This is a genomic window from Actomonas spartinae (genome assembly GCF_051209155.1).
Taxonomy (GTDB): domain Bacteria; phylum Verrucomicrobiota; class Verrucomicrobiia; order Opitutales; family Opitutaceae; genus Actomonas.
Window position 1 is genome coordinate 1111790 of the sequence record NZ_JBPJGB010000002.1, and the last position, 22082, is coordinate 1133871.

Annotated in this window: 16 protein-coding genes and 1 tRNA gene; 3 read left to right on the forward strand and 14 right to left on the reverse strand. The window is 64.6% G+C overall.

Going from position 1 to position 22082, the window contains the following annotated elements:
* Positions 1 to 157 precede the first annotated feature (157 nt).
* From proB to AC0MRV_RS12240, 5 genes are all read right to left on the reverse strand, one after another.
* Positions 158 to 1279: a glutamate 5-kinase gene (gene proB, locus AC0MRV_RS12220; protein ID WP_472764755.1), complete on the reverse strand. Its 1122-nt coding sequence runs from the start codon at positions 1277 to 1279 to the stop codon at positions 158 to 160.
* Between the two features lie 194 nt (positions 1280 to 1473).
* Entirely contained in the window at positions 1474 to 2022 is a 549-nt protein-coding gene (gene frr, locus AC0MRV_RS12225) for a ribosome recycling factor (protein ID WP_472764756.1), read from the reverse strand.
* Between the two features lie 57 nt (positions 2023 to 2079).
* On the reverse strand, positions 2080 to 2817 hold the full coding sequence (gene pyrH, locus AC0MRV_RS12230) for a UMP kinase (RefSeq protein WP_472764757.1): 738 nt from the start codon (positions 2815 to 2817) through the stop codon (positions 2080 to 2082).
* Positions 2818 to 2891: 74 nt separating this feature from the next.
* Entirely contained in the window at positions 2892 to 3293 is a 402-nt protein-coding gene (locus AC0MRV_RS12235) for a response regulator (protein WP_472764758.1), read from the reverse strand.
* A gap of 15 nt (positions 3294 to 3308) precedes the next feature.
* Positions 3309 to 5546, reverse strand: a complete 2238-nt coding sequence (locus AC0MRV_RS12240) for a hypothetical protein (RefSeq protein ID WP_472764759.1) — start codon at positions 5544 to 5546, stop codon at positions 3309 to 3311.
* A 301-nt stretch (positions 5547 to 5847) separates the two neighbouring features.
* Between AC0MRV_RS12240 and AC0MRV_RS12245 the strand changes: the two genes are divergently transcribed.
* A complete protein-coding gene (locus AC0MRV_RS12245; RefSeq protein ID WP_472764760.1) occupies positions 5848 to 6270 on the forward strand; it encodes a VOC family protein in 423 nt (140 codons plus the stop codon).
* Between the two features lie 112 nt (positions 6271 to 6382).
* Positions 6383 to 6456, forward strand: a tRNA-Gln gene (locus tag AC0MRV_RS12250).
* Between the two features lie 744 nt (positions 6457 to 7200).
* Here AC0MRV_RS12250 and AC0MRV_RS12255 read toward each other — a convergent pair.
* Positions 7201 to 8355, reverse strand: coding sequence for a serine hydrolase domain-containing protein (locus tag AC0MRV_RS12255; protein ID WP_472764761.1), 1155 nt, complete (start codon positions 8353 to 8355; stop codon positions 7201 to 7203).
* A 160-nt stretch (positions 8356 to 8515) separates the two neighbouring features.
* On the opposite strand from AC0MRV_RS12255, the gene AC0MRV_RS12260 reads away from it, so the two are divergent.
* Positions 8516 to 11470 carry an ATP-binding protein gene (locus tag AC0MRV_RS12260; protein WP_472764762.1) on the forward strand — a complete coding sequence of 985 codons (2955 nt, stop codon included), beginning with the start codon at positions 8516 to 8518 and terminating at the stop codon, positions 11468 to 11470.
* Between the two features lie 164 nt (positions 11471 to 11634).
* On the opposite strand, the gene AC0MRV_RS12265 is transcribed toward AC0MRV_RS12260, so the two are convergent.
* The 8 genes from AC0MRV_RS12265 to AC0MRV_RS12300 form a co-directional block, all read right to left on the reverse strand.
* A complete protein-coding gene (locus tag AC0MRV_RS12265) occupies positions 11635 to 12558 on the reverse strand; it encodes a mechanosensitive ion channel family protein (RefSeq protein ID WP_472764763.1) in 924 nt (307 codons plus the stop codon).
* A gap of 40 nt (positions 12559 to 12598) precedes the next feature.
* On the reverse strand, positions 12599 to 13891 hold the full coding sequence (hflX, locus tag AC0MRV_RS12270; RefSeq protein ID WP_472764764.1) for a GTPase HflX: 1293 nt from the start codon (positions 13889 to 13891) through the stop codon (positions 12599 to 12601).
* Positions 13892 to 14042: 151 nt separating this feature from the next.
* Positions 14043 to 14882, reverse strand: a complete 840-nt coding sequence (locus AC0MRV_RS12275; RefSeq protein ID WP_472764765.1) for a CheR family methyltransferase — start codon at positions 14880 to 14882, stop codon at positions 14043 to 14045.
* On the reverse strand, positions 14879 to 15982 hold the full coding sequence (cheB, locus tag AC0MRV_RS12280) for a chemotaxis-specific protein-glutamate methyltransferase CheB (RefSeq protein ID WP_472764766.1): 1104 nt from the start codon (positions 15980 to 15982) through the stop codon (positions 14879 to 14881). The genes AC0MRV_RS12275 and cheB overlap by 4 nt, the downstream gene beginning before the upstream one ends.
* Positions 15983 to 16040: 58 nt before the next feature.
* A complete protein-coding gene (locus AC0MRV_RS12285) occupies positions 16041 to 16409 on the reverse strand; it encodes a response regulator (RefSeq protein WP_472764767.1) in 369 nt (122 codons plus the stop codon).
* Positions 16410 to 16515: 106 nt separating this feature from the next.
* The gene (locus AC0MRV_RS12290; protein ID WP_472764768.1) at positions 16516 to 18123 is read right to left on the reverse strand and encodes a methyl-accepting chemotaxis protein; all 1608 of its coding nucleotides are present in this window, start codon (positions 18121 to 18123) and stop codon (positions 16516 to 16518) included.
* A gap of 243 nt (positions 18124 to 18366) precedes the next feature.
* Complete coding sequence (locus AC0MRV_RS12295) at positions 18367 to 21570, reverse strand: PAS domain-containing protein (protein WP_472764769.1); 3204 nt, start codon at positions 21568 to 21570, stop codon at positions 18367 to 18369.
* A 55-nt stretch (positions 21571 to 21625) separates the two neighbouring features.
* Positions 21626 to 22078 carry a chemotaxis protein CheW gene (locus AC0MRV_RS12300; protein WP_472764770.1) on the reverse strand — a complete coding sequence of 151 codons (453 nt, stop codon included), beginning with the start codon at positions 22076 to 22078 and terminating at the stop codon, positions 21626 to 21628.
* Between the last annotated feature and the right edge of the window lie 4 nt (positions 22079 to 22082).

Consider the following 22082-nt stretch of genomic DNA (forward strand, 5'->3'; position numbering starts at 1 on the left):
ACGGAGCCGAGCTGCCGGGTTCATTTCACAGAAGGAAACGAAGAGAACGAGGGATCGAGACGCCCTGCCTTGCTGCGTTCCCTTTGTTGCCTTCTGTAAAACAGCTCCAGTGGAGTGGCTCTGTTTTCCTCTGCTTTCTCCTGTAATAAAAACTCTCCTACAGCAGGACGAGGTCGTTGCGGTGCACGACTTCAAACCGGCGCCGGCTGGGATAGAGGGCTTTGAGGGCGTCGGTATTCAGTCCGGCAATACGCGGGACTTCCTCGTTGCTGAAACGGGCCTGGCCGCGGGCGACGACGGTGCCTTCGGGGCCGGCGATGTCGACGATGTCGCCGACGCTGAAGGGGCCGCGGCTGCCGGTCACGCCCACGGCGAGCAGGCTGCGGCCTTTGTCGCGAAGCGCGGCGACGGCTTTGGCATCGATCTCGATGCGGCCTTCGGGGCGTTGGAAGTAGGCGAGCCAGCGTTTGCGGGCTTCGAGGGGCAGTCCCGAGGGCACGAAATAGGTGCCGGGGTTGTGGCCGGAGAAGATGCGGGGCAGCACCTCATCCTCGGCGCCGCTGGCGATGAAGACGCCGCAGCCGGCCTTCACCGCGAGTTTGGCGGCGGAGATTTTGGAAATCATGCCGCCGACGGCGGTGGCGGAGGTGGTGCCGCCGGCCATGGCCTCGATGTCCGGGGTGATTTTTTGCACCGTGGGCACGATCTCGCCGGTGCCCTGCAGATCGATGAGGCCGGGGGCGGTCGAGAGGATGACGAGGTAGTCGGCGTGGATGAGGCTGGCGACCATCGCCGAGAGGGTGTCGTTGTCGCCAAATTGAATTTCGGCGCCGCTGACGGTGTCGTTCTCGTTGATGATTGGGATGGTGCCGTAGCCAATGAGGGCCTCGATGGAAGCTTTGACCGCAAGGTGGCGGGCGCGGGCACGCACGTCTTCGTGCGTGAGCAGCACCTGGGCGACGGTGGCGTGGTGCGGCTCAAAACCGCGCTGCCAGGTTTGCATGAGCAGGCTTTGGCCAATGGCGGCGCAGGCCTGTTTCTGCGCGAGCAGGGCGGGGCGGCGGCTGAGGCCGAGGCGGCCCATGCCGAGTCCGACTGCGCCGGAGGAGACCACGATCACTTCCGTGCCGGCGGCGCGCAGCGCGGCGATCTGGGCGCAGACGCTGGCGATGCGGCCGATGTCGAGCTGACCGATGCCCGAGGTGAGCACGCCGGTGCCCAGCTTTACGACCACGCGCTTGGGCGGCTGGGTGCTGAAGGTGGTGTCGGCGTTGGGCATGGGGGGGGAGGGCGAGAGAGGGGTGATCTTTCTCTTTATACTTTATCTTTCTCTTTATCCCCACCGGCCGGAACCCATCCGCTCAACGGGGAGAAAGAGAAAGATACAGAGGAAAGAGAAAGAATCTTCGGCGGGCATAAGGAAGGCGGGCTCGGTGAGCCCGCCCTAGCTTTGGGTCACCGGGTCGAGGGGGCTCAAGTGACTTCGAGCAGTTCCTTTTCCTTGGCGTTGAGGTGCTCGGTGATGTTGGCGACGTGTTTGTCGGTGAGAGCCTGAATTTCCTTTTCGAGGCGCTTGGCTTCGTCCTCCGGGAGTTTGGCCTTCTTGATGGCATCGAGGCCGTCGTGGCGGGCTTTGCGCACGGAAACTTTGCCTTCTTCGGCGTAGCGGTGGGCGACCTTCACAAACTCCTGGCGGCGTTCGCGGCTCATTTCGGGCAGGGGCACGCGGACGATGCCGCCGTCGATGTTGGGGTTGAGGCCGATATTGGCGACTTGGATGCCCTTGGCGATGGCTTGGATGACGCCTTTGTCCCAGGGCTGAATGACGATCATGCGCGAGTCGGGGGTGGAGATGGCGGCGCAGTCCTTGATGCGCATGGACGAGCCGTAGGCCTCGACCGGAATGCTCTCCACCATGGCCGGCGTGGCCTTGCCGGTGTGAATGTTGGCAAACTCATGGATCGTGTGATCCACGGCTTTGGTCATCTTGGCTTCGGTGTCGTTGACGATTTCGTGAGACATGGCGGAAGAACTTAGGAGAGGTTGCGGGCGAGGGACAAGGCCTGTCGGGGAACCGGCTTAGCTGTGCACGAGGGTGCCGATCTTTTCGCCGAGGACGGCCTGGCGAATGGCGTGCGGATCGCTGAGGTCGAAGACAAGGATGGGCAGGTTGTTGTCGAGGCAGAGGGAGAAGGCGGTCGCGTCCATCACGTTGAGGCGCTGGCGGAGCGCGTCGATGAAGGTGATGTCGTCGTATTTGACGGCGTCGGCGTGCTTCTTCGGATCCTTGTCGTAAATGCCGTCGACCTTGGTGGCCTTGAAAATGATGTCGGCGCCGACCTCGTTGGCGCGCAGGGCGGCAGTGGTGTCGGTCGAGAAGTAGGGGTTGCCGGTGCCGGCCACGAAGATGACGACGCGTTTGCGTTCGAGGTGGCGGCGGGCGCGGCGGAGGATGAAGGGCTCGGCCACCTGATCCATCGGGATGGCGGTTTGCACGCGAGTCAGCACGCCCATCTTTTCGAGGCAGTCCATGATCGCGAGGCCGTTGATGACGGTGGCGAGCATGCCCATGTAGTCACCGGTGGTGCGGTCGACGCCGCGTGACTCCCCCTGGAGGCCGCGGAAGATGTTGCCGCCGCCGATGACGACGCAGACCTCGACGCCCATGTCGTGGATCTCTTTCACCTGACCGCAGATGCGGCTGAGCACGGCGGGGTCGATGGGATCGGTCCCGGAGCCACGGAGGACTTCGCCGCTCAGTTTGAGGACGATGCGTTTGTATTTGGGGGCGGGACAGTCCGAATCGGATTCGCTCATTTGAGGAGCGAGTGAAGGAAGCGCGTTTTCCGGCGTCAATGCGGGAGAGCGCCGGCCGGGCGGGCCGGGGGAAGTCAGCTCGCGGCCAAGACCTCGTCGAGCACGCGCTTGAGGGTGGAGATTTCGTAGGGCTTGGAGATGGTGCCAACGAAGCCATGAGCGGCGTATTCGGTGGTGACGTTGCCCACGGAGTGTCCAGTGGAGACGATGCTCTTCACCTTGGGATCGAGGGCGCGCAGGCGCTGCTGCGTTTCGGAGCCGTCCATGCCGCCGTGAATGGTGAGGTCGAGAATGGTGGCGGCGAAGGGATCCCCCGTTTGCATGGCCTCCTCGTAGGCTGTGAGGGCGGCCTGGCCCTCGGCCACGGTGGTGGCGCGGTAACCAAGGTAGGTGAGCACGCGCTCGCCGATTTTGCGGATATCGGATTCATCATCCATGAACAGGATGCGCGGGGCGTTGGCGGCGGGAGCGGGCATGTGACCAGGTCCAGGTTAGGGTCGGGCGGCGCGGAGGCGACGCCGAAGTCGCAGGATGACAAGAATGGCAAAGATGTTGCCAATTGCCAGCAGCACGGTGGCTTTCAGCACCCAATCGAGCCTGAACGTGGCAGGTTCGCTCAACACGGTGACGGAGTCGGGATGATCGACCTTGAGATGAAACTCGGCGGGATCGCCGAGATCGTTGGTTTGGATGGCGTAGATCCCGGTGACCAGCAGGCGGGAACCGACTTGGAAGTTGGGGGTTTCGCTCAGGTCGCCCGCGGTTTCGATTTGGGCTTCGAAGACCTGACCCTCGTTCTCCAAGGTGAGGTGGATCTGACCGGCGAACTGGCCGACCTGCAGCAGCTCGCCGTCGATCGTCACCCGACGGTCGACATAATCGAGTTCGAGCACGCGCGGCGACTTGAGTCGTTCGGCCGCGGGCGGCGCGCCGCTGCCCACGACTCGGATCTGGGCTTCGCGCAGCGCGAAATACTCTTCGATGCGGGTGGGCAGGCCGACGGCCTCGATGCGGTCGCCGGCTTGGAGGGCGGTGTTGTCGCGCCGGAGCAGACGCAGGGTGGAGTGTCCCTCTTGCACCAGCACGATGCGGTCGGTTGTGGCGCTCAGAACCGTGGCGGCGATGCGCACATGACGCTGGAAATAGTCGGACGTGCCGAAGCGGCCGAAGTCGGTCAGTGGCACCAGCGGCAGGCTGAACGGATCGGTGGGCACCGGCTGGCGGATATCGACTTGGTTTTCCGAGGGCACCCAGACGCGCACATTGGTCACGCGACCCCGATCATCGGTCACCGCTGTGCAGACCCCCCGCAGGCGCACCACGGCACCGACCTGATTGTCAAACGCGGCGGTCCGGGGCAGCACGGCGCGGAAATCGCCATCGTGGGTCGAGATGTGCAAGTGGGTCCAGTTGGCGGCGGACAGGGTGCGGAAGAGATAACCGGTGAGCTCGACCCACTGGGCCTCGTAGACGCCGGTGCGGGCGGCATCGAGCGTGATGTTGGCGGGCACGGGAAACTCGATGGCCCCACCCGCCTGGTTGCTAAACTCCTCCGCGACGACGACGGGCGCGAACTCGCCCAAGCCGGTCACCCCGGTGAGGCGTGCGCGGGCGCCGACCTCCGGCACCGGCGATTCACTTTTCCCGAGATAGACGCCGACGCCGCCGCTCGAGTCCTGAAAATACAAATACCGGGAGTCCGCATGGGACCACGTGATCATGCCATCAAGCTCCACGCGGTGGCGGTCATTGGCTTCATCAGGTGAGAGGCCGAGCACGCGCGCGGCGAGGGTGTAGACCTGTTCGGGGCCTTCGCGGGCCGGGGGCGGCGCGGTGAGCGTGTGCCGGAAAAACGCGTCGTGCAGAGCCAACTGCAGGCCGTTTACGCGCGGGTGGCCGATGATCTCGATCGCGGTCCCTTTCGCCAAGGGCTCGATCTGACCGGTCAGCACGGTGGCCTGGGCCGTGTGGTCGCGGACGGTGACCGAACGGCCGGGCACCTGATCCACGACCTCGCCGGCGACCAGCACGAGCTGGTCGGAATCGGCCTGGGCGATGCGGTTGAGCGACACAGGCGTGCCATCGAAACGTGGGTCGTCGTCGAGACGGGAGATGTAGTGCACGAAGTCGGGGCTGGCCACCATGACTTCGAGGCTCACGAACTCGCCGGAGGGGGAAACCTTGGGGTTGTAAACGCCACTCACCGTAACGAACGAACCGACCCATCTCACCGCAGCGCCGTCATCCTGTTCGATCACCAAGGCGTGGAAACTCTTACCCTGAGCGGCGACGGTCAGTTGCGTGTGCATCGGGTCGGTCCGACTCTGGTTGATGACGAGACCGCTGATGGTGAGGATTTGCTCGGAAACCTGGCGGTGATCGGTGAAGTCCGCCGGCTCCACGGTCGGCATGGGCGCGTCGGGTAGCGGGGTGAAGGTCGCGTTGCGCAGGGAAAGCTCGGCGGCGGGGAGCTGGATGGTGCCGGTGATGCGGTAGCGCCCGCCCGGCTCGAGGTCGAGGTCGAGGTCGTGCCAGTCGTCGAGGATGTAGCCCACGCGTTGGCCATCGTGAATCCACATCAATGTCCAGGCGGGGTCGAAATATGCGACATGCGCAATCATATCGAGCCGGGCCTGACCGGGGGCGTTCCGATCGGGCAGGTTCCAATATTCGTCCCACGACGTGACGACAGATTCCGGCTGATTCGGGGCCGTGTCCTGGGCGGTCAAGATGCCGGCGGAAGCGAGCCACCCGAGCAGCACCAAGCCCACCCGGCGCGGAAGCGCAGGGCATCGGCGGAACGGCGAAGGCGTGGGGCGGAGGGGATGCACTGGGAGAACTCCTATACCATCAATGCGGACAACCCAGCGGAAGATTTACGTAATTCTTCGTTCTGCCGACACTTTGCAAAATCAGCACAGAGGGCGAAACGGTTGCGACTTGAGTTGGAGCGGTCCTGCCGCGATCGCCGCCAAACGAGTGAACGAAGCCGTGACAGGACGTGCGGCGAACCCATACTTTCCTCGCTTCATGTCGTTGGTCACCACGCTCAATTTTTGTGGTCGAACGGAGGAGGCGGTGGCCTTTTACCGCGAGGCCTTGGATGCGGAGGTCGATTTCCTGATGCGGTTTTCCGAGAGCCCGATGCCGGCGTCGGCGTGGGAGGGGGGAGGGGACTTGATCTTTCACGCGACGTTTCGGATTGCCGATACGGTGTTGATGGCGAGCGACGTGGGGCACGTGCCAGGCGCGGCGGTGGTGCCGTTTTCCGGGTTCGCCTTGGCACTCCGTCTGTCGTCGGTCGAGCAGGCGCAGCGGTGGTTTGCCAACCTGAGCGTCGGCGGCGAGGTGGTGATCCCCTTGGCGAGGTCTGAGTTCACCTCCTGGTATGGCATCGTGATTGATCGCTTCGGGGTTTCCTGGAAGCTCAACGTGGACGAAGCATCGGAGTGATGTTGAATCCGCGGAGCTGGGCCATGGGCAGGACCGGTGGTGCGTAAAAACAACCCGGAACCCGGTCTTGACGCGTCCGTCAATCGGACCACGCTGCCCGATCCCGTTTCACTGCCCGATGGTGTAATGGTAGCACAGGCGACTTTGACTCGCCTAGTCATGGTTCGAACCCATGTCGGGCAGCCACGGAGTGCAGCGGAGGGGAAGCCCGATTTGGGTGAGAACCCTATGGTTCGACGAAGGGGCGCGCAGCGACCCGGAGATGGGGCAACCGTAGGTTGATCCCGCGTGAGCGGGACGAGCTGAAAGCGAGCCAACCCATGTCGGGCAGCCACGGAGCGCAGCGGAGGGGAAGCCGATTTGGGTGAGAACCCTATGGTTCGACGAAGGGGCGCGCAGCGACCCGGAGATGGGGCAACCGGCAGGTTGATCCCGCGTGAGCGGGACGAGCGAAAGCGAGCCAACCCATGTCGGGCAGCCACGCTGGATGAATTTGACCGCAGATGACGCTGATGGGCGCAGATGACTGTGAGGCAACGACGGTTTAACCACAGATTTCACAGATGGGCACAGATGCGGGGAGGCAACGAAGAGGAACGCTAATCTGCGCTGATCTTCACTGATCAAGATGAGCGAAGATTAGCGTATATCAGCGTTCCGTTTCACTCGGATGGATCTGTGCGAATCTGTGAAATCTGTGGTTAAACCGTCGTTGCCTCTCGGTATTTGCGTCAGCCGTGGTGGGGCAGGTAATTGGTGGAACACTGATCGACGCTCATCCTCGCTCATTTGGTTTGCGCAGATCAGCGCAGATCAGCGTTCCCCTTCACTCGGATGGATCTGTGCCCATCTGTGCAATCTGTGGTTAAAGCCATCCGTGCCTCTCGGTATCTGCGGGCATCTGCGCCATCTGCGGTTCAATCCCACGCCTCAATAGCCGTAGTAGCGGTAGACGGTGTCGGTGACTTTGCCGAGCGCGGCCTGCATGGTGCCGCCGCCGCTGACAAGGACGACGAGGTCGATGCCGGTTTCCGGGTCGAGGCTCATCTTGGTGCGGTAGCCGTCCCAACTGCCTTCGTGGCCGTAGCGGTCGCCTTCCAACATGAGGCCGTAGCCGTAGCCACGGCCGAAGAGCATCGTCTGGTGCGGGTTGCTGCGCATGAGCGAGAGGGTGTCGGCGTCCACCAGCTGATGGTTGCGCATGGCGGTGAAAAACCGGCCGAAATCCTCGACCGAGCTCACCTGCGCCATGGCGCCGTGGATATACGTCTTGGTGCCGTAGAAGTTGTCCCGGGTCCCGTAGGCGAGGGCGTCGGTCGGGCCGAGCGCCTGCTGTTCGTCGTTGATGAAACTGTCGGTCATGCCGGCGGGTTCGAAGATGTTCTGGCGGAGGTAAGTGGCAAAGCGCTGACCGCTGGCGCGGGCGACGACCTCGGCAAGCAGGATGTAGCCGGTGTTGCTGTATTCGGCGATCGTGTTGGGCGGGTATTCAAGATCTGGATGCGCGATGAGGTAGGCGATGATGTCGGCGTTGGTTTTGCCCTCCAGCCAGGTGCTGGGCAGGATGTCGTTGACGACGTCGATGATGCCGGAGCGGTGGGAGAGCATGAGTTCCAAGGTGATGGAGCCCCAGGAGCCGGGAAGTTCGGGCAGGTGGGTGAGGATCGAGTCGTTGAGGCGCAGCGTGCCTTCCTCGACCAGTTGCAGGACGGCGAGGGCCGTGAAGGTCTTGCTGATCGAGGCGATGCGGAAACCGGTGTCGGCGGTGATGGGCGTCGCGGGGGTGTTGCGGGCGAGTCCGACTGCACCGCGATAGACGACTTCGCCGTCTTTCATGACCAGGACCGCGGCGCCGCCGGAGCGATCGGCGTAGGCGGCGAGCACGGCGTCGAGTTGGCCGGGCAGACTTTGGTCGACCACGGGCGGTGGCTCGGGCGGCGGTGGTGGTGGAGCGGGCGGCGGCGGCGGTGGGGCCGGATTCGGCGTGGCCGCGTTGCTTGATTTGGCGCCCCCGCCGCAGCCGGTGAGAGAGACGAGAGATGCGAGCAATACGCCGCAGGCGGCGAGGAGGCGGAGTCGGGGCATGCACGGGAAAACCCGGAGGGCGGGCAACTACGTCGGCGAAGTTTGCGACTCGCGGTGTAGGCTTGTCGTGCGCGGCGCGGCTGGCTCTGCTGGCGGGGTGTCTGGCCGATGCCCAAGCTTTTCGCGTGTTTTCCTATGTTGCGTGGGGTGGTGGGGCGGAATGCACGCGCTGGCGCAGGAAACACCGTTGCGGTATCTGTCCGACTTCTGGGCGGCGGCGGAAGAGGATCGGGCCGCCGGCTTGGACTACCGGTTTGAGGTGGACGTGCTGTATTACGACGCGGCGTGGGACATTGTGCAGGTCCAGGATGAAACCCTGGCCGAATATTTGATGCCCTTGGGACCCTTGCCGATGGCTTCGGGGCAGCGGGTGAGGCTGGAAGGCACGACGGTGCCGCCGGGGGCGACGTTTGGCATCAAGGACGCGCGGGTGACGGTGCTGGGGGAGGCCGAGGTGACCTGGCAGCCCATCAATGTGGCGACAGCCAACCACCGGCTCCTGGTGAACACGCCGGTCGAAATTGCGGGGGTGGTGGAGAGCCAGGGTTTTGATGGGGCGGACCATCTGCGGCTCTCGATGATTTGCGACGGCTTGAAGGCGACGGTATGGGTGATGCTCGATCCCTTGGAGCCGGTGCCGAGTTTTGAGGGGCAACTGGTGACGGTGCGCGGAGTGAATGCCTCCCGTTTTGATGGGAAGGGGCGGGTGAATGCGTTCGATATGTTTTGTCCGGGCCTGCGGCACGTGACCTCACACGGCCCGTTGGCGGAAACCGCGCGTTTCAACGGCACGGTGTCCACGGTCCGGACGGTGTTGGGCGCGGGCGGAGGCAGCCCGGTGTTGGTGCGAGGACGGATCGTGCGGATCACCGATGACAACCAAGTGATCCTGCGGGATGAGACCGGGCAGGCCGTGCTGGAGACGGAGCAACGCGCGGGACAGTGGCTGGGCGAGACGGTGTTGGCGGCCGGTGTGCCGGAGGTCGACGGGGTGGCCCTGCGCTTGAAGGAGGTTTTGATGACGCCGGTGGAATCGGCGGAGAACCGTTCGACGGAGCCAGCGCGTTTTCAGCAACGGTCGCTGCACCGGATCGCCGCAACGGCGCTGGAGCTCTCGCCGGAGCAGGCGGCGAAGAACCACCCGGTCGAGTTCAACGGGGTGGTGACCTGGTCGCATCCGCGATCGATGCTGTTTTACCTGCAGGATTCATCGGCCGGCATCGGAGTCTATCGGGCCAGTGCGATTGAGCCCCCGCCGGCGCCCGGGCGGCACATTGAAGTGTCCGGCGTCACCGTGATGGGCGACTACGCGCCGACGGTGCAGGCCGCGCGCATTCAGGACCTCGGTGAAATCGGCGTGCCGCGCCCGCGGCGGGTGACCCTTGAGCAGGCGTTGACCGGTGTGGAGGAGGGGCAATGGGTGGAGATGACCGGCTTCGTGCACCGGGCGAAACGGGACGGACCCTGGGCGCGATTGGAAATGACCTCGACCGCCGGGGCCATGGTCGTGCGGCTGCCCGGGGATGAGGAAGTGGCGGACCTGGTGGGCTCGGTGGTGGCCGTGCGCGGGGTGTGTTCCGCGCTGACCAATGAACAGCGAAGGCTGACGGGCATCGAGATTTGGGCCAACAATCTGGGCGCGATTTCCGTGCTCGAAACCGGTGATGTGGATCTGGCGACGATGCCAACCCGCAACCTGAACGAAGTGGGCCGCTTTCGCACGACGGCGGACCAGCGCCGCCGGATCAAGGTCGCGGGCACGGTCTTGCATTGGGATCCGGAAGGGTGGGTTTATTTGGAGGACGGCGACCAACGATTGATCGTGCAGACGCGGCAGAGCGGCACGTTTCCGCGCGGCAGTCGGGTGGAGGCGGCGGGGTTCCAGGGGCGCGAGGGCGGGCGCACCGTGTTGCGCGAAAGTGTGGTGCGGTTCGTGGAACGCGGTGAGCTGCCGTCGCCGGCGGTGGTAGGAGACATCAGTGAGGTCGATCCGGCGCTGGACGGTCGCCTGGTGGCCCTGACCGGTGAGGTGGTGGAGCGTTTTCGCGCGGGAGGGCGCGTGCTCTTGGCGGTGCAGGATGGTCGCACGGTTTTTGAGTGCGAGTTGTTGGCGGCGAGCGCCGATCGGGGGCTGGCGGAAGCGGGCGCCAGGGTGCGGGTGGAAGGCGTGTATGATGTTGCTTATGACGATCGCACGCGGCCGGTTGGTTTCCGTCTGTTGGTCGACGAGGCCGGGCAGATCGAGGTGTTGCAGCCGCCGGCGTGGTGGACCCGGGACCGGGTGATGGTGATGGCCGGCGTGATGGTGGGCGGGGTGTTTTTGGCCTTGGGCTGGGTGTGGACCCTGCAACGCCGCGTGGGCAAACAGGCCTACGAGATCAACGAGCAGATGCGGCGCGCGGGCCAGTTGGAGGCCGAGCTGCAGCAGGCGATGCGACTGGAGTCGCTGGGCACGCTCGCGGGCGGAGTGGCGCATGATTTTAACCGGCAACTGTCCATGATCATGGACAACCTGGCGGGCTTGCTGAAGGACGAGACCCTGTCGCGGGAGGCACTGACCCGGGTCGACAACTCGCGCGAAGCGGCGATCCGTTCCCGCGACCTGGCGCATCGACTGATGACCTTTGCCAAGGGCGGCGAGCCGAAGTGTCAGCCTACGGATCTGGTGCGGCTGGTCACCGAAACGGTCGGGGCCTTCGGGTTGCCCAAGATCATCGAGTTGCACACCCGCTACGCCAACCGCTGTGAGCCGGTGAAGGCGGACCCGTGGCAGATGAAACAGCTGTTGCAGAACCTGCTGCTCAACGCCGTGCAGGCCATGCCTCACGGCGGCGCGCTCACGGTGGAGGTGGAGGAGGAACTGCGCGAGGAGTCGAAGGCCTCGATCTTGGCGCCGGGGCGCTACGGCGTGATCGTGGTGCGGGACAACGGCGAGGGCATCGCCGACCGCAACCTGCCGCAGGTCTTCGACCCCTATTTCACCACCCGCGACGATGCACAGGGCCTCGGCTTGGCGGTGGTCTACACCATCGCGCGCCGGCACGGCGGCTTGGTGACGCTGAGCTCCAAGGCGATGCTTGGCACCGAAGTGAAGGTGTGGATTCCGGTGGCGTGAGGGTTGGAATGGAAACCGCAGATCAGGCAGATGAGCGCAGATATGGCGAGGCAGGGAGTTGGAGGGAACGCTGATAAACGCTAATCTTCGCTCAATGGAATCAGTGAGGATCAGCGTTCCAAGAAACTCGTCCAGTCAGTTGCGCCGATCTGCGAGATCTGCGGTCAGTCTTTTCCCTGTTTGTCGGCCTCGGGGTCTTCGAGTTTGGCCTGCTGCACGATGGGCAGGGTGCCGCTGCGGATGTGCAGGTCGCGTTGGGGGAAGGGGATCTCGATGTTGTTTTCGCGCAAGACCCGCTCGATGGCGAAGTTCAGCTCGCTCCGGAAGCGCTTGGGGTTCTTCAACATTTCGGCCGTCCAGACGCCGATCTCAAAGTCGAGCGAGCTGTCGCCGAAGCCGATGAAGAAGACGTTGGGAGCCGGGTCGTTGAGCACCTCGGGTCGGGCCTTCACCAGCTCTAGCATGACGCGACGAAACTTCTCCACGTCCGAGCCGTAGGCGATGCCGACCGGAACGTTGATGCGCACTTTCGGGTCGCCGTGGCTCCAATTGACGACCACGTCGCTGATGAAACTGGAATTGGGCACGATGACCGAGATGTTGTCGTTGGTGACGACCACGGTGCTGCGCAGGCTGATGCGGGTGACCTGACCGGCGACACCGTTGACCTCGACGCGGTCGCCGATGGCGATGGGTCGTTCGGCGAGAATGATGATGCCGGAGATGAAGTTGTTGACGATGTTCTGCAGGCCGAAGCCGAGACCCACACCGATGGCGCCGGCCAACACCGCGAGTGAGCTGAGGTCGATGCCGACGAAGGTGAGCGCGAGGTAGAGTCCCAGGGTGAGCACGACGTAGCCGAAGATCCGGGCCACCGCGAAGCGCATCCCCTCGTCCAGTTGGGTGCGGCTCAGCACGCGGAGCAGCACAATCTTCCGCAGGGTCGATTCGCCGATCACCACCAGGGCCGCGAGGAAGATGAACTTAAAGATCGTGGCCAGGGTGATGGCACTTTGGCCGAGGTGAAACAGCTCAAAGGTGAGCACGTTTCGCACGGAGTCGTAGATCGGGACCAGCGTTTCAATCATGCGCGCGAGGGGACCATGCGGGCACAGTGACAGGTTGCGGCTAACTTACAACAAAGGGCGCGAAATAACCGTGCTGGGCCGGTGGATACCGGCCGATGAGGCGAACGCCCTCGTCGAGCGTCTCCTCCTCCTGCACGTGGCCGACCTGGTGCAGGCGCGCGACGACGTCGTAGCGATCGTGCGGCACGAGCAGCTCGGCGCTGCCGAAGGTGTCGCGGATGAGATCGACGCAATGGGTGGCGAGGCCGGGCAGGCCGTCGCCGGAAAGGGCCGAGACGAAGAGCGCGTCGGGGATGAGCAGCTTGGCGCGGTGAATCTGCTCGGGGGTGGCGGAGTCGATCTTGTTGAAGACGGTGAGCCGCGGACGGTCCTCGGCGCCGAGTTCGGCGAGCACCTCGACGGTGGTCTTGTGGTGCTCGGCCACGCTGGGCGCGGTGACGTCGAGCACGTGAATCAGGAAATCGGATACGATGGCTTCCTCGAGCGTCGCCTTGAAGGCCTCGACCAGGCCGTGCGGCAGGCGGCGCACGAAACCGACCGTGTCGGTCACGAGCAGCTTCTGGTTGCCGGGCAGAAGGAGCTGGCGGGTGGTGGGGTCGAGGGTGGCGAAGAGCTTGTCCTCGGCCAGGACGGTGGCGCCGGTGATGGCGTTGAGCAGGGAGGATTTGCCGGCGTTGGTGTAGCCGACGATGGCGGCGGTGGGGACGGGCACGCGGCGGCGTTTGGCGCGCTGCACGCCACGGTGTTGCTGCACCTCGTGGAGTTCGCGCTTCAGGCGGGTGATGCGGTCGCGCACGATGCGGCGGTCCTGCTCGAGCTGGGTTTCACCCTCGCCGCCCATGGCACCCTTGCCGCGCTGGCGGGACAAGTGGGTCCAGGCGCGGGTGAGGCGGGGCAGGGAATATTCCATGCGGGCGAGGGCGACCTGGAGCACGGCCTCGCGGGTCTGGGCGCGATCGGCGAAGATATCGAGGATGACCTCCTGGCGATCGATGACAGTGATCTTGGACTGCTTTTCCCAGTTGCGCTGTTGGGCGGGCGAGAGGCCCTCGTCGAACACGATGACGTCGCAGTCGTGCAGGCGGGCGGCACCGACGATCTCCTCAACCTTGCCCGAGCCGACGAGGGTGGCGGGGCTGGGCGAGCGGAGTTTGACGACGGTGTGCGCGACGACGGAGATGCCGAGGTTCTCGACCAGTTCGGTGAGCTCGTCGACGAGTTCCTCCGCCTCGGTGGCGGTCATGTCGGGATTCTGCACCCCCACAAGGAAGGCGCGCTCCACCCGGAGCGGATCCTCTTTTTGTTGGTCGGTGTTATCGAGAAAGTCGGCCATGCAGACGAAACCCGGTAACAACGGACGTTCCGGCGGAAATGTCCAGAAACGCTCTTTAGTCTTTCGCTTTATCTTTCTCCCCGCGGGCCGAAACCCGTCCGCACCGTGGGGAGAAAGATAAAGAGAAAGAGGAAAGAGAAAGATGGGGACCTCAGTTCACCCGGAAGAAGGTGGCGCGACCGCAGGTGACGGGGGTGAAGGCATCGTCGATCTGCACGGTGGTCTCGGCACCGCCGAGGGAGAGGTAACCGCCGGGGCGGAGGAGCTGGCGGGCTTGGCGCAGGATCTGGCGACGGGTGTCGACGTCGAAATAGATGAGCACGTTGCGCATCATGATGAGGTCGCACTGCGGCAGCCCGACCCACCGGCCGATGAGGTTGAGGTGGCGGTAGTCGACCTTTTTGCGGATGTCCTCGCTGATGGTCCAGGCGCCGGCCTGCTGGCGGAAATATTTGATAAGCAGTTTTGCGGGCAGGCCGCGGTTGACCTCGTGCTGGAGGTAGGCCCCGGAGTTGGCCTTTTCGAGGACCTTGTGGGAAATATCGGTGCCCACGATGCGGTAGGAGATGCTGGGAAAGTGCTCGGCGAAGAGCATGGCGAGGCTGTAGGGCTCCTGTCCGGTGGAGCAGGCGGCCGACCAGATCGAGATGGGGGCGCCGTGGCCGCGGGCGTGGAGTTCCGGGATGATCTGGTCGCGCAGGGCGTCGAAGGGCGCGAGGTCGCGGAAGAAGAGGGTCTCGTTGGTGGTGAGGGCGTCCAGGACTTCGAAGCGCGGGCTACCCGGGCCGGAGACACTGCTGGTGCGCAAGTGGGCCACCAGGTCGTTGACGCTGCCGAAGCCGTGACGCGTGGCGATGGTGGCGAGGCGGGTCTCGACGAGGTATTCCTTGCCGTCGGCGAGCACGATGGCGGTCTCGCGTTTGAGCAGATCGCGCATGAAGACAAAGTTCTCGCGCGTGAGGGGCTGGAGATTGGCGGCGAGCGAACTCATGCGACGAGAGCCGGTGTGGCGTGGAGTTGGCGTTCGATCTGCCGGGCGAGCTGGTCGAGCGGGTATTCGGTGTAGGGCAAACCGGAGGCGGCGATCGCGCCGGGCATGCCCCAGATGGTGGAGGTGGCGCGGTTCTGAATGAGGAGGGTGCCACCGGCTTCGTGCACGTGGGTGCAGCCGCGCGTGCCGTCGGAGCCCATGCCGGTCATGACGACGCTGAGGATGCGGGCGCCGGTGAGGGCGGCGGTGCGGAGCATGACATCGGCCGCGGGGCGACAGGAGTTTTCCGGCGGGTCGTCCGTGAGGCGGACGATAAAATCGCCGCCGACGTTGCGCTCGATGGCGAGGTGGCGACCGCCGGGGGCGAGCACCGCGGTGCCGGTCACGAGGGGCTGGCGGTCGGAGGCTTCCACGCAATGCATGGCGCCGGGACCGCGATCGAGGCGTTCGGCGAGCAAGGTGGTGAACATGGGCGGCATGTGCTGCACGACCGCGACGGGCACCGGAAGGGGCGCGGTGAAACCGGCGAAGAGTTCGGCGAGGGCGTTGGGACCGCCAGTCGAGGCGGAGATGCACACGAGGTCGTAACGACCGCGGACGTTGCGCGCGGGTCGGGCGGCGGGAGGACGGCGCAGGAGTGGCGGGGCGGCGACGGGAGCCGGAGCGGCTTCGAGCAGGCGGCGTTGCAACTCGTGCTCGCAGAGCTGGCGGATGCGCGGGACCAGATCGCGGGCGAGTTTGCTGAGCGCGCCGTTGAGGTCGCCGACGTCGGTGGGTTTGGTGATGTAGTCGTTGGCGCCGGCGGCGAGGGCGTCGAGGGTGGCCACGGCCCCCTGGCGGGTGGTGGCGGAAAACATGATGACGGGCAGGCGCGGGTGGGCGCGACGCAACTCGCGCAGCGTTTCGAGTCCGTTCATCTCGGGCATCTCGACATCGAGGGTCACGATGTCGGGATTCACCTGCGTGATCTTTTGCAGGGCGATGCGGCCGTTGGGCGCGCTGCCCACGACCTCGATATCGGGCTCCTTTTCCAAGGCGACGTGCAACAGGCGTCGCATGACCACGGCATCATCTACAACCAGGACGCGGTGTTTGGGCATGAAAGGAGAGCGGGAAAAGGTGGGCAGGCGAGGCGGGCGCGCGGGGAAGGCGCAGGGATCAGGCGACGAGACCGAGGAGGCGGAGCTTGTCGACAAACATGTCCTCGTTGAGGGGTTTCATGAGGTAGTCGTCGGCGCCGGCCATGATGGCTTCGGTCACGCAGTCGTAGTTGGATTGGGCGGTGACCATCATCGCCTTGATGTGGTGCAGCGACGGGTTGGCCCGCATGATTTTGAGCAGCTCGATGCCGGTCATGCGGGGCATGTCCCAGTCGATGAGGATGGCTTCAAAGTTACCGTCCTTCTCGAGCACTTCGCAGGCGGCGATGCCGTCCTCGGCCTCCACGGTTTCGCAGCCATGTTTGTGGGCAAAGGAGGCCAGGATCGACCGCATGGTCTTGGAGTCGTCGACGATGAGAAAGCGCATAGCGGGTGGAGATGGGTTTACCTCTCTGTTATCGGCCATCGTGGCGCCGACTTGGGGGCTTTTTTGGAGAATCGGACGAGCGGAGTCGCCCGAGGGCGGGCAGACCCTAACGTCCGGCCGGGACCGGCGCGCGGCGGGCGTCCGGCCGGGCCGCCGATGGAAGCGGGTTGGTCGGAGACGACGGGGCGACCTGCTGCTGGGTGGCAAAAAAGAGCCGTTCAAGGGCCTCGACCGAATCGCGCAGTTGGTCGGTCTGGGCGTTGAGCTCGTGACCGGCGGCCGAGGTCTGCTCGGCGGCGGCGGCGTTGGATTGAGTGACGTGGTCGATTTGGCTGACGGAGGTGTTGAGCTGGGAAATGCCTTGGCGTTGCTCGCTGGAGGCGGTGGCGATGTGGCTGACCATGCTGCCGAGTTCGTTGATGCAGGTGGCGACCTCAGTGAGTGTCGCGCCGAGTTCGGCGCCCAGCTTGCCGCCGACTTCGCCACGTTGGTTGGACTCGGCGATCTTTTCGGCGGTGTCGCGGGCGGCGGCGGCGGAGCGAGTGGCGAGGGCCCGCACCTCGTCGGCCACGACGGCGAATCCCGCGCCGGCCTCACCGGCGCGAGCGGCCTCGACGGCGGCGTTGAGCGCGAGGATGTTGGTTTGGAAGGCGATCTCGTCGATCGTCTTCAGGATGCGGGAGATGTCCTGTCCGGCGGTCTGGATGTTGGCGATCGCCTCGTTCATGGCCTGCATGCGTTCCAGCCCGCGATCGATGGTGCGACGGGTGGTCTCGGCGGTGGCGAGCGCGGCCTTGGTGTGATCGTCGTTTTGGCCGACCATGCTGGTGAGTTCCTCCAGCGATGCGCTGGTCTCTTCGATGCAAGCGGCCTGGGTGCTGGCGCCGTCGGAGAGCGTTTCACTGGTGCGGGCCAGTTCCGAGGAGGAGCGCCGCGATTCGTTGGCCATGGCGGATAGATCGACGAGGGCCGCCTGCACGGGGCGGCGGACGGCGCGGCGGTAGAAGACGTTGAAACCGAACACCACGGCAAGGAGGATGGGGATCAACCAGAGGAACTCGGCCTTCATGCCGTCGGCCACCACGGCGTCGATACGGCTGAGATCGGCCTCGAGCACGAAGGCGCCGTGGACTTCACCGACCTTCCAATTCTCCATGGCGAAACCGAGGATGTCCTTGCCGTCCTTGGTCGGGCTGGTGGCGGGGTCGCCGTGGCAGGCGAGGCAATCCTGGGTGAGTTTGATCGGTCGCGCGTAGGTGATGACATTACGCGCGCTGTCGACTTCGAAAAATTCCAGGACGTTTTGATTTTCGAACCGATCGAGGATCGCGAGTTCGGCCGGCGTCGGTTGATTGGCGGGGTTGCGCGGCTGTTTTTTCGGCACGCGAAATTGGTAGTCCTGTTCGGCCGCGACCTTCTCGATCGCCTGCCAGGCCGCCACAACGGGTATGGTGCGATAGAGGGTGGAGCCGCGCAGGTCGCCGGAAGCTTCATATTCGGCGAGGAGTTGCGGGCGGTTGAAGGCGCCGGCGGTGCCGAGGGCGGAGATGGTGTCGCGCACATTCTCGGCTTCGAGGACCGCGGCGCGCATGGTGTCGCGGGTCAGCTCAATCCCTTGGCGGCGAACGATGGAGCGCTGGACCAGCAGCAGAGTGGTGGTGGTGACCGCAACTGCCGCGAGGCTGCCGAGGATGATTTTGTGGCCGAGGTTCATGCTGGAAGAGTAGAAATTTCATTCGTCGCATTGGGCCGCCGGCTTGAGGTCGGCGCTTGGGGATAAACTACCCATTTCCGGGCAGGGGTTTGCCTAGGGTCGTTTGGGATCGCGGGGTCGATCCAAACAGTTCATGCGCGGCCGCCACGCTGCGGCCTTCTCCGGCCGCACCGAGGAGGATTAAACGCAAACGGCCGCCAGCGGGTGCTGGCGGCCGTTGTTGTAAGGGGATTGTTGATACGATCAGGCCGCCTTGCGGAAGGCGGTGACCTTCTCTTCACCGCCGGTGTTGTTGTCGACGATGGCCTTGAGCTCGGCGGAGAGGCGGGCCAGTTCCGACGCCGCGGTGAGGGTGCTGGCGGCGCCTTCGGAGGTGCTCTGGGCGGCCGAGGAGACACTCGCGATATTGCGGGTGATCTCGGTGGCGCCACGGGCGGCCTCGCTGGCGTTGCGGGCGATCTCGTTGGTCGTGGCCGACTGTTCCTCCACCGCGCTGGCGATGGTGTTCTGGATGTCGTTGATCTGGGCGATGATCTTGGAGATGTCGCCGATGGCGCCGACGGCGCCCTCGGTGTCACCCTGGATCGCTTCGATCTTGGCGGAGATGTCCTCGGTGGCGGCGGCGGTCTGCTTGGCCAGTTCCTTGACCTCGTTGGCGACGACCGCGAAGCCCTTGCCGGCTTCCCCGGCACGGGCGGCCTCGATGGTGGCGTTGAGGGCGAGCAGGTTGGTCTGCTGCGCGATGGAGGTGATGACCTTGATGACTTCGCCGATCTCGATCGAGGAGGTGCCGAGTTTGGTGACGGTGGCGTTGGTGTCGGAGGCGACCTTGACGGCGGCGGTGCCGACCCGGGCGGCCTCGGCCGCGCTCTTGGCGATCTCCTTGACGGTGGAGCTCATCTGCTCGGCGGCGGTGGCGACCATGGTGACGTTGTTGGACACCTGCTCGGCGGCGGAGGAGGCGACCCCGGCCTGGGTGGCGGTTTCCTCGGAGTTGGAGCTCATGGTCTGCGCGGTGGCGGAAAGCTCCTCGGCGGAGGCGGCGAGGGTCTGCGAGTTGTTGCCGACGAGGTCCATGGTCTCCTTGAGCTTGGCCTCGGTGTTCTTGCGGGCGGTGATGTCGTTGGCGAGTTTGATCACGCGGTTGACCTTGCCGGTGACATCGAAGCGCGGGTTGTAGGTGGCTTGAATCCAGACGATCTTGCCGCCCTTGCCGACGCGCTTGTATTCGGCGGTCTGGAATTTGCCGGCGCGCAGATCGTCCCAGAATTGTTTGTATTCCGGGGACGAGGCGTCGAGCGGATCCACGAACATGGAGTGGTGTTTGCCCACGATCTCATTGAGCGAGTAGCCCATGGTGGAGAGGAAGTTTTCGTTGGCCTTCTCGATGGTGCCGTCGGCGGTGAACTCGATGACAGCCTGGTTGCGGTTGGCCTGCTCGAGTTGGCGGTCGTTGTTGATCTGGCGGACCTTGTCGGCGGTGATATCGGTGGCGATCTTGACGACCTTGGCGACGCGGCCGACCTCGTCCTTCACGGGGGCGTAGACGGCCTGGATATAGACCTCGCGGCCATCCTTGGTGATGCGTTTGAAGACCCCGGAGACGCTTTCGCCGTTCTGCAGCTTCTTCCACATGGCGGCGTATTCGGCGCTGTTGGCGTAGGCCGAGTCGACGAAGGTGCGGTGATGTTTGCCGAGGACCTCGTCGGCGGCGTAACCGAGGGTGGCGAGGAAGTTCTGGTTGGCGGCGAGAACTTCGCCCTGCGGGGTGAACTCGATGAAGGCGTAGGCGCCGTCGATGGCGTTGATGATGCCCTTGGCGTTCTGGCGTTCGATCTCCGCTTCGGTGATCTCGTAGCGGACCCCGACGTATTTCTCGGGTTTGCCGTTCTCGCCGAGGACCGGCGCGATGACGGCGTCGACGTAGTAGGGGGTGCCGTCTTTTTTGCGGTTCTTGACGATGCCGCGGAAGGTTTTGCCCTTGCCGATGGTGGCCCACATCTCCTTGAAGACTTCCTTGGGCATGTCGGGATGGCGGAAGATGCTGTGCGGCTGGCCAATGAGTTCCTCGCGGCTGTATTGAGAAACTTCACACAGCTTGTCGTTGACGGCGAGGATGTTCCCCTTGAGGTCGGCTTCCGACACAATGGAGGTGACGTCGGCGATTTCGGCACGGACCTTCATGCCGGCCAGCTCCATCCAGTCGAGTTTATCGACCTTGAAGGTCTTCTTCAGGTCATTGCAGGTCTGGTTGAAGGCGCGGGCGAGGTCGCCGACCTCGTCTTTGGCACTGATGTCCAGCTCGGTGTCCAAGCGACCCTTGGCAAGCGCTTCGACGCCGTCGACGGCGGCCTGGATGCTCTTGGCCACGGGGCGGGCGATGAAGTAGATCGCGACGGCGCCGGCGATGATGGCGAGCAGGGCGACGATACCGATCGTGCGTTTGAGCAGGTTGATGGAGGCATAGAGCTCGGCCGGTTCGGCGCGCACGAAGGTGGTGAAGCCGGTGCCGGCGTAGCCGAGGACGGGCACGCTCTTGGCGAAGCCGCCGGGTTGGAGGACACCCATGCGCGCGCTCATGGCCTCGTCGATGCCGTCGCTGTCGGGGCTGGTGGCGGCGTCGGTGGCGAGGCCGTCGTTCAACTTGACGAGGTTCACCTTCATGACGTCGTCATGGCGGGCGGTGAGGCTGCCGGTTTCGGCGGGATCGACGTCCACGAGGAGGGTGCCATCGCGGCCGACCACGTTGAGCTCCGTGGAACCGAGGCCGCGGGCGTTGAACTGATTCCACTCGGCCAGGACGATGCCCTCGACGGTGGCGGAATCAAAAACGTTGTGCCAGTAGCCACGAAGGTTGCCCTCGGCGTCCTTGATGGGCGCGGAGTAGGAGATGTTCCAGGCGGGGGCCTGGTCGCGGTAGATCTCCTGCACGAGCGGGTCCTTGCCGGCCGGGGAGACGGTGGTGCCGGTGAGGGAGTCGGCGCCGTTGTAGGTGAGGTAGCGGCCGGCGGAGACGTCGCGGAACCATGCGTCGTTGGCGAGACTGCGGCCGATGAGGCCGCTGGTGGGGAGCGGGTTGCCGAGGTAGTCGGTGGTGCTGGTGGCGACGACATTACCCTGCGGATCGGTGATGACCATGAGGGAGTAGCAGCCGTAGGTGACGACGTAGTCGTTGAGTTTTTTGTTCAGGCGGGTGCGTTCCGTTTCGGAGACGGCGCCGAGGTCCTGGTGAAAGAGCTCGTTGAGCGCGAAGGCCTGCACGTCGCCGTAGCGCTCGAAGAGGTTGCGATCGATCTTGTCTTGGATCGCGCGGGCGCCGGAGGCGAGGGTGAGCAGTTGGTTCTCGCGGAGGAGTTTGGCCTCGCGGGTAACGGTGAGGTAGACTGCCGCCATGCTCAGCGCGATCAGCACGCAGGCCGGGAGGATGAGTTTGGTTTTGATGCGCATGGTGATGCGTGGGTTGGGCGTTGGGACGGTTGTTGTTGAGAGGGAGGACGGGTAACTAGGCGGCCTGGGCCATGGCAGCCTGGGAGGAGCCGGTGGCCTCGGCGTCGAGGACGTGGAGGAGCGTGCCGTCAAGTTTGTGCACGCCTCGGATGAGGCTGAGCACGGCGGCCGGCACGGTGTCGGGCGGGGCTTCGAAGGTCTCCTCGCTCACTTCCATGACGTCGCCGACGGAATCGACCACGAGGGCGATCGAACCGTTGGTGGTGCGCAGGATCATGAGCATGGGAGAAGCGATCTTTTGTGCAGGTTCGCGCAGCTTGAGCAGGCGACGCAGGTCGATGGCGGTGAGGATCTGGCCGCGGAGGTTGAGCAAGCCCTGAATGGTCGGCGGGGCGAGGGGAACGAGGGCGAGCTCGGGGCTGCGGATGACTTCCTGGACCGAGAGCACATCGAGGCCGAGGAACAGGCCGCCGACGTGAAAGGTGCAAAGTTGACGAGGCGTCTTCATGGCG

Coding starts and splice junctions, on each gene's coding strand:
- AC0MRV_RS12265 (WP_472764763.1), bottom strand. CDS start 12,558: ATGATTGAAACGCTGGTCCCGATCTACGACTCCGTGCGAAACGTGCTC.
- AC0MRV_RS12260 (WP_472764762.1), top strand. CDS start 8,516: ATGCACGCGCTGGCGCAGGAAACACCGTTGCGGTATCTGTCCGACTTC.
- frr (WP_472764756.1), bottom strand. CDS start 2,022: ATGTCTCACGAAATCGTCAACGACACCGAAGCCAAGATGACCAAAGCC.
- AC0MRV_RS12300 (WP_472764770.1), bottom strand. CDS start 22,078: ATGAAGACGCCTCGTCAACTTTGCACCTTTCACGTCGGCGGCCTGTTC.
- AC0MRV_RS12285 (WP_472764767.1), bottom strand. CDS start 16,409: ATGCGCTTTCTCATCGTCGACGACTCCAAGACCATGCGGTCGATCCTG.
- AC0MRV_RS12235 (WP_472764758.1), bottom strand. CDS start 3,293: ATGCCCGCTCCCGCCGCCAACGCCCCGCGCATCCTGTTCATGGATGAT.
- cheB (WP_472764766.1), bottom strand. CDS start 15,982: ATGCCCAAACACCGCGTCCTGGTTGTAGATGATGCCGTGGTCATGCGA.
- AC0MRV_RS12295 (WP_472764769.1), bottom strand. CDS start 21,570: ATGCGCATCAAAACCAAACTCATCCTCCCGGCCTGCGTGCTGATCGCG.
- AC0MRV_RS12245 (WP_472764760.1), top strand. CDS start 5,848: ATGTCGTTGGTCACCACGCTCAATTTTTGTGGTCGAACGGAGGAGGCG.
- AC0MRV_RS12290 (WP_472764768.1), bottom strand. CDS start 18,123: ATGAACCTCGGCCACAAAATCATCCTCGGCAGCCTCGCGGCAGTTGCG.
- proB (WP_472764755.1), bottom strand. CDS start 1,279: ATGCCCAACGCCGACACCACCTTCAGCACCCAGCCGCCCAAGCGCGTG.
- AC0MRV_RS12275 (WP_472764765.1), bottom strand. CDS start 14,882: ATGAGTTCGCTCGCCGCCAATCTCCAGCCCCTCACGCGCGAGAACTTT.
- pyrH (WP_472764757.1), bottom strand. CDS start 2,817: ATGAGCGAATCCGATTCGGACTGTCCCGCCCCCAAATACAAACGCATC.
- AC0MRV_RS12255 (WP_472764761.1), bottom strand. CDS start 8,355: ATGCCCCGACTCCGCCTCCTCGCCGCCTGCGGCGTATTGCTCGCATCT.
- hflX (WP_472764764.1), bottom strand. CDS start 13,891: ATGGCCGACTTTCTCGATAACACCGACCAACAAAAAGAGGATCCGCTC.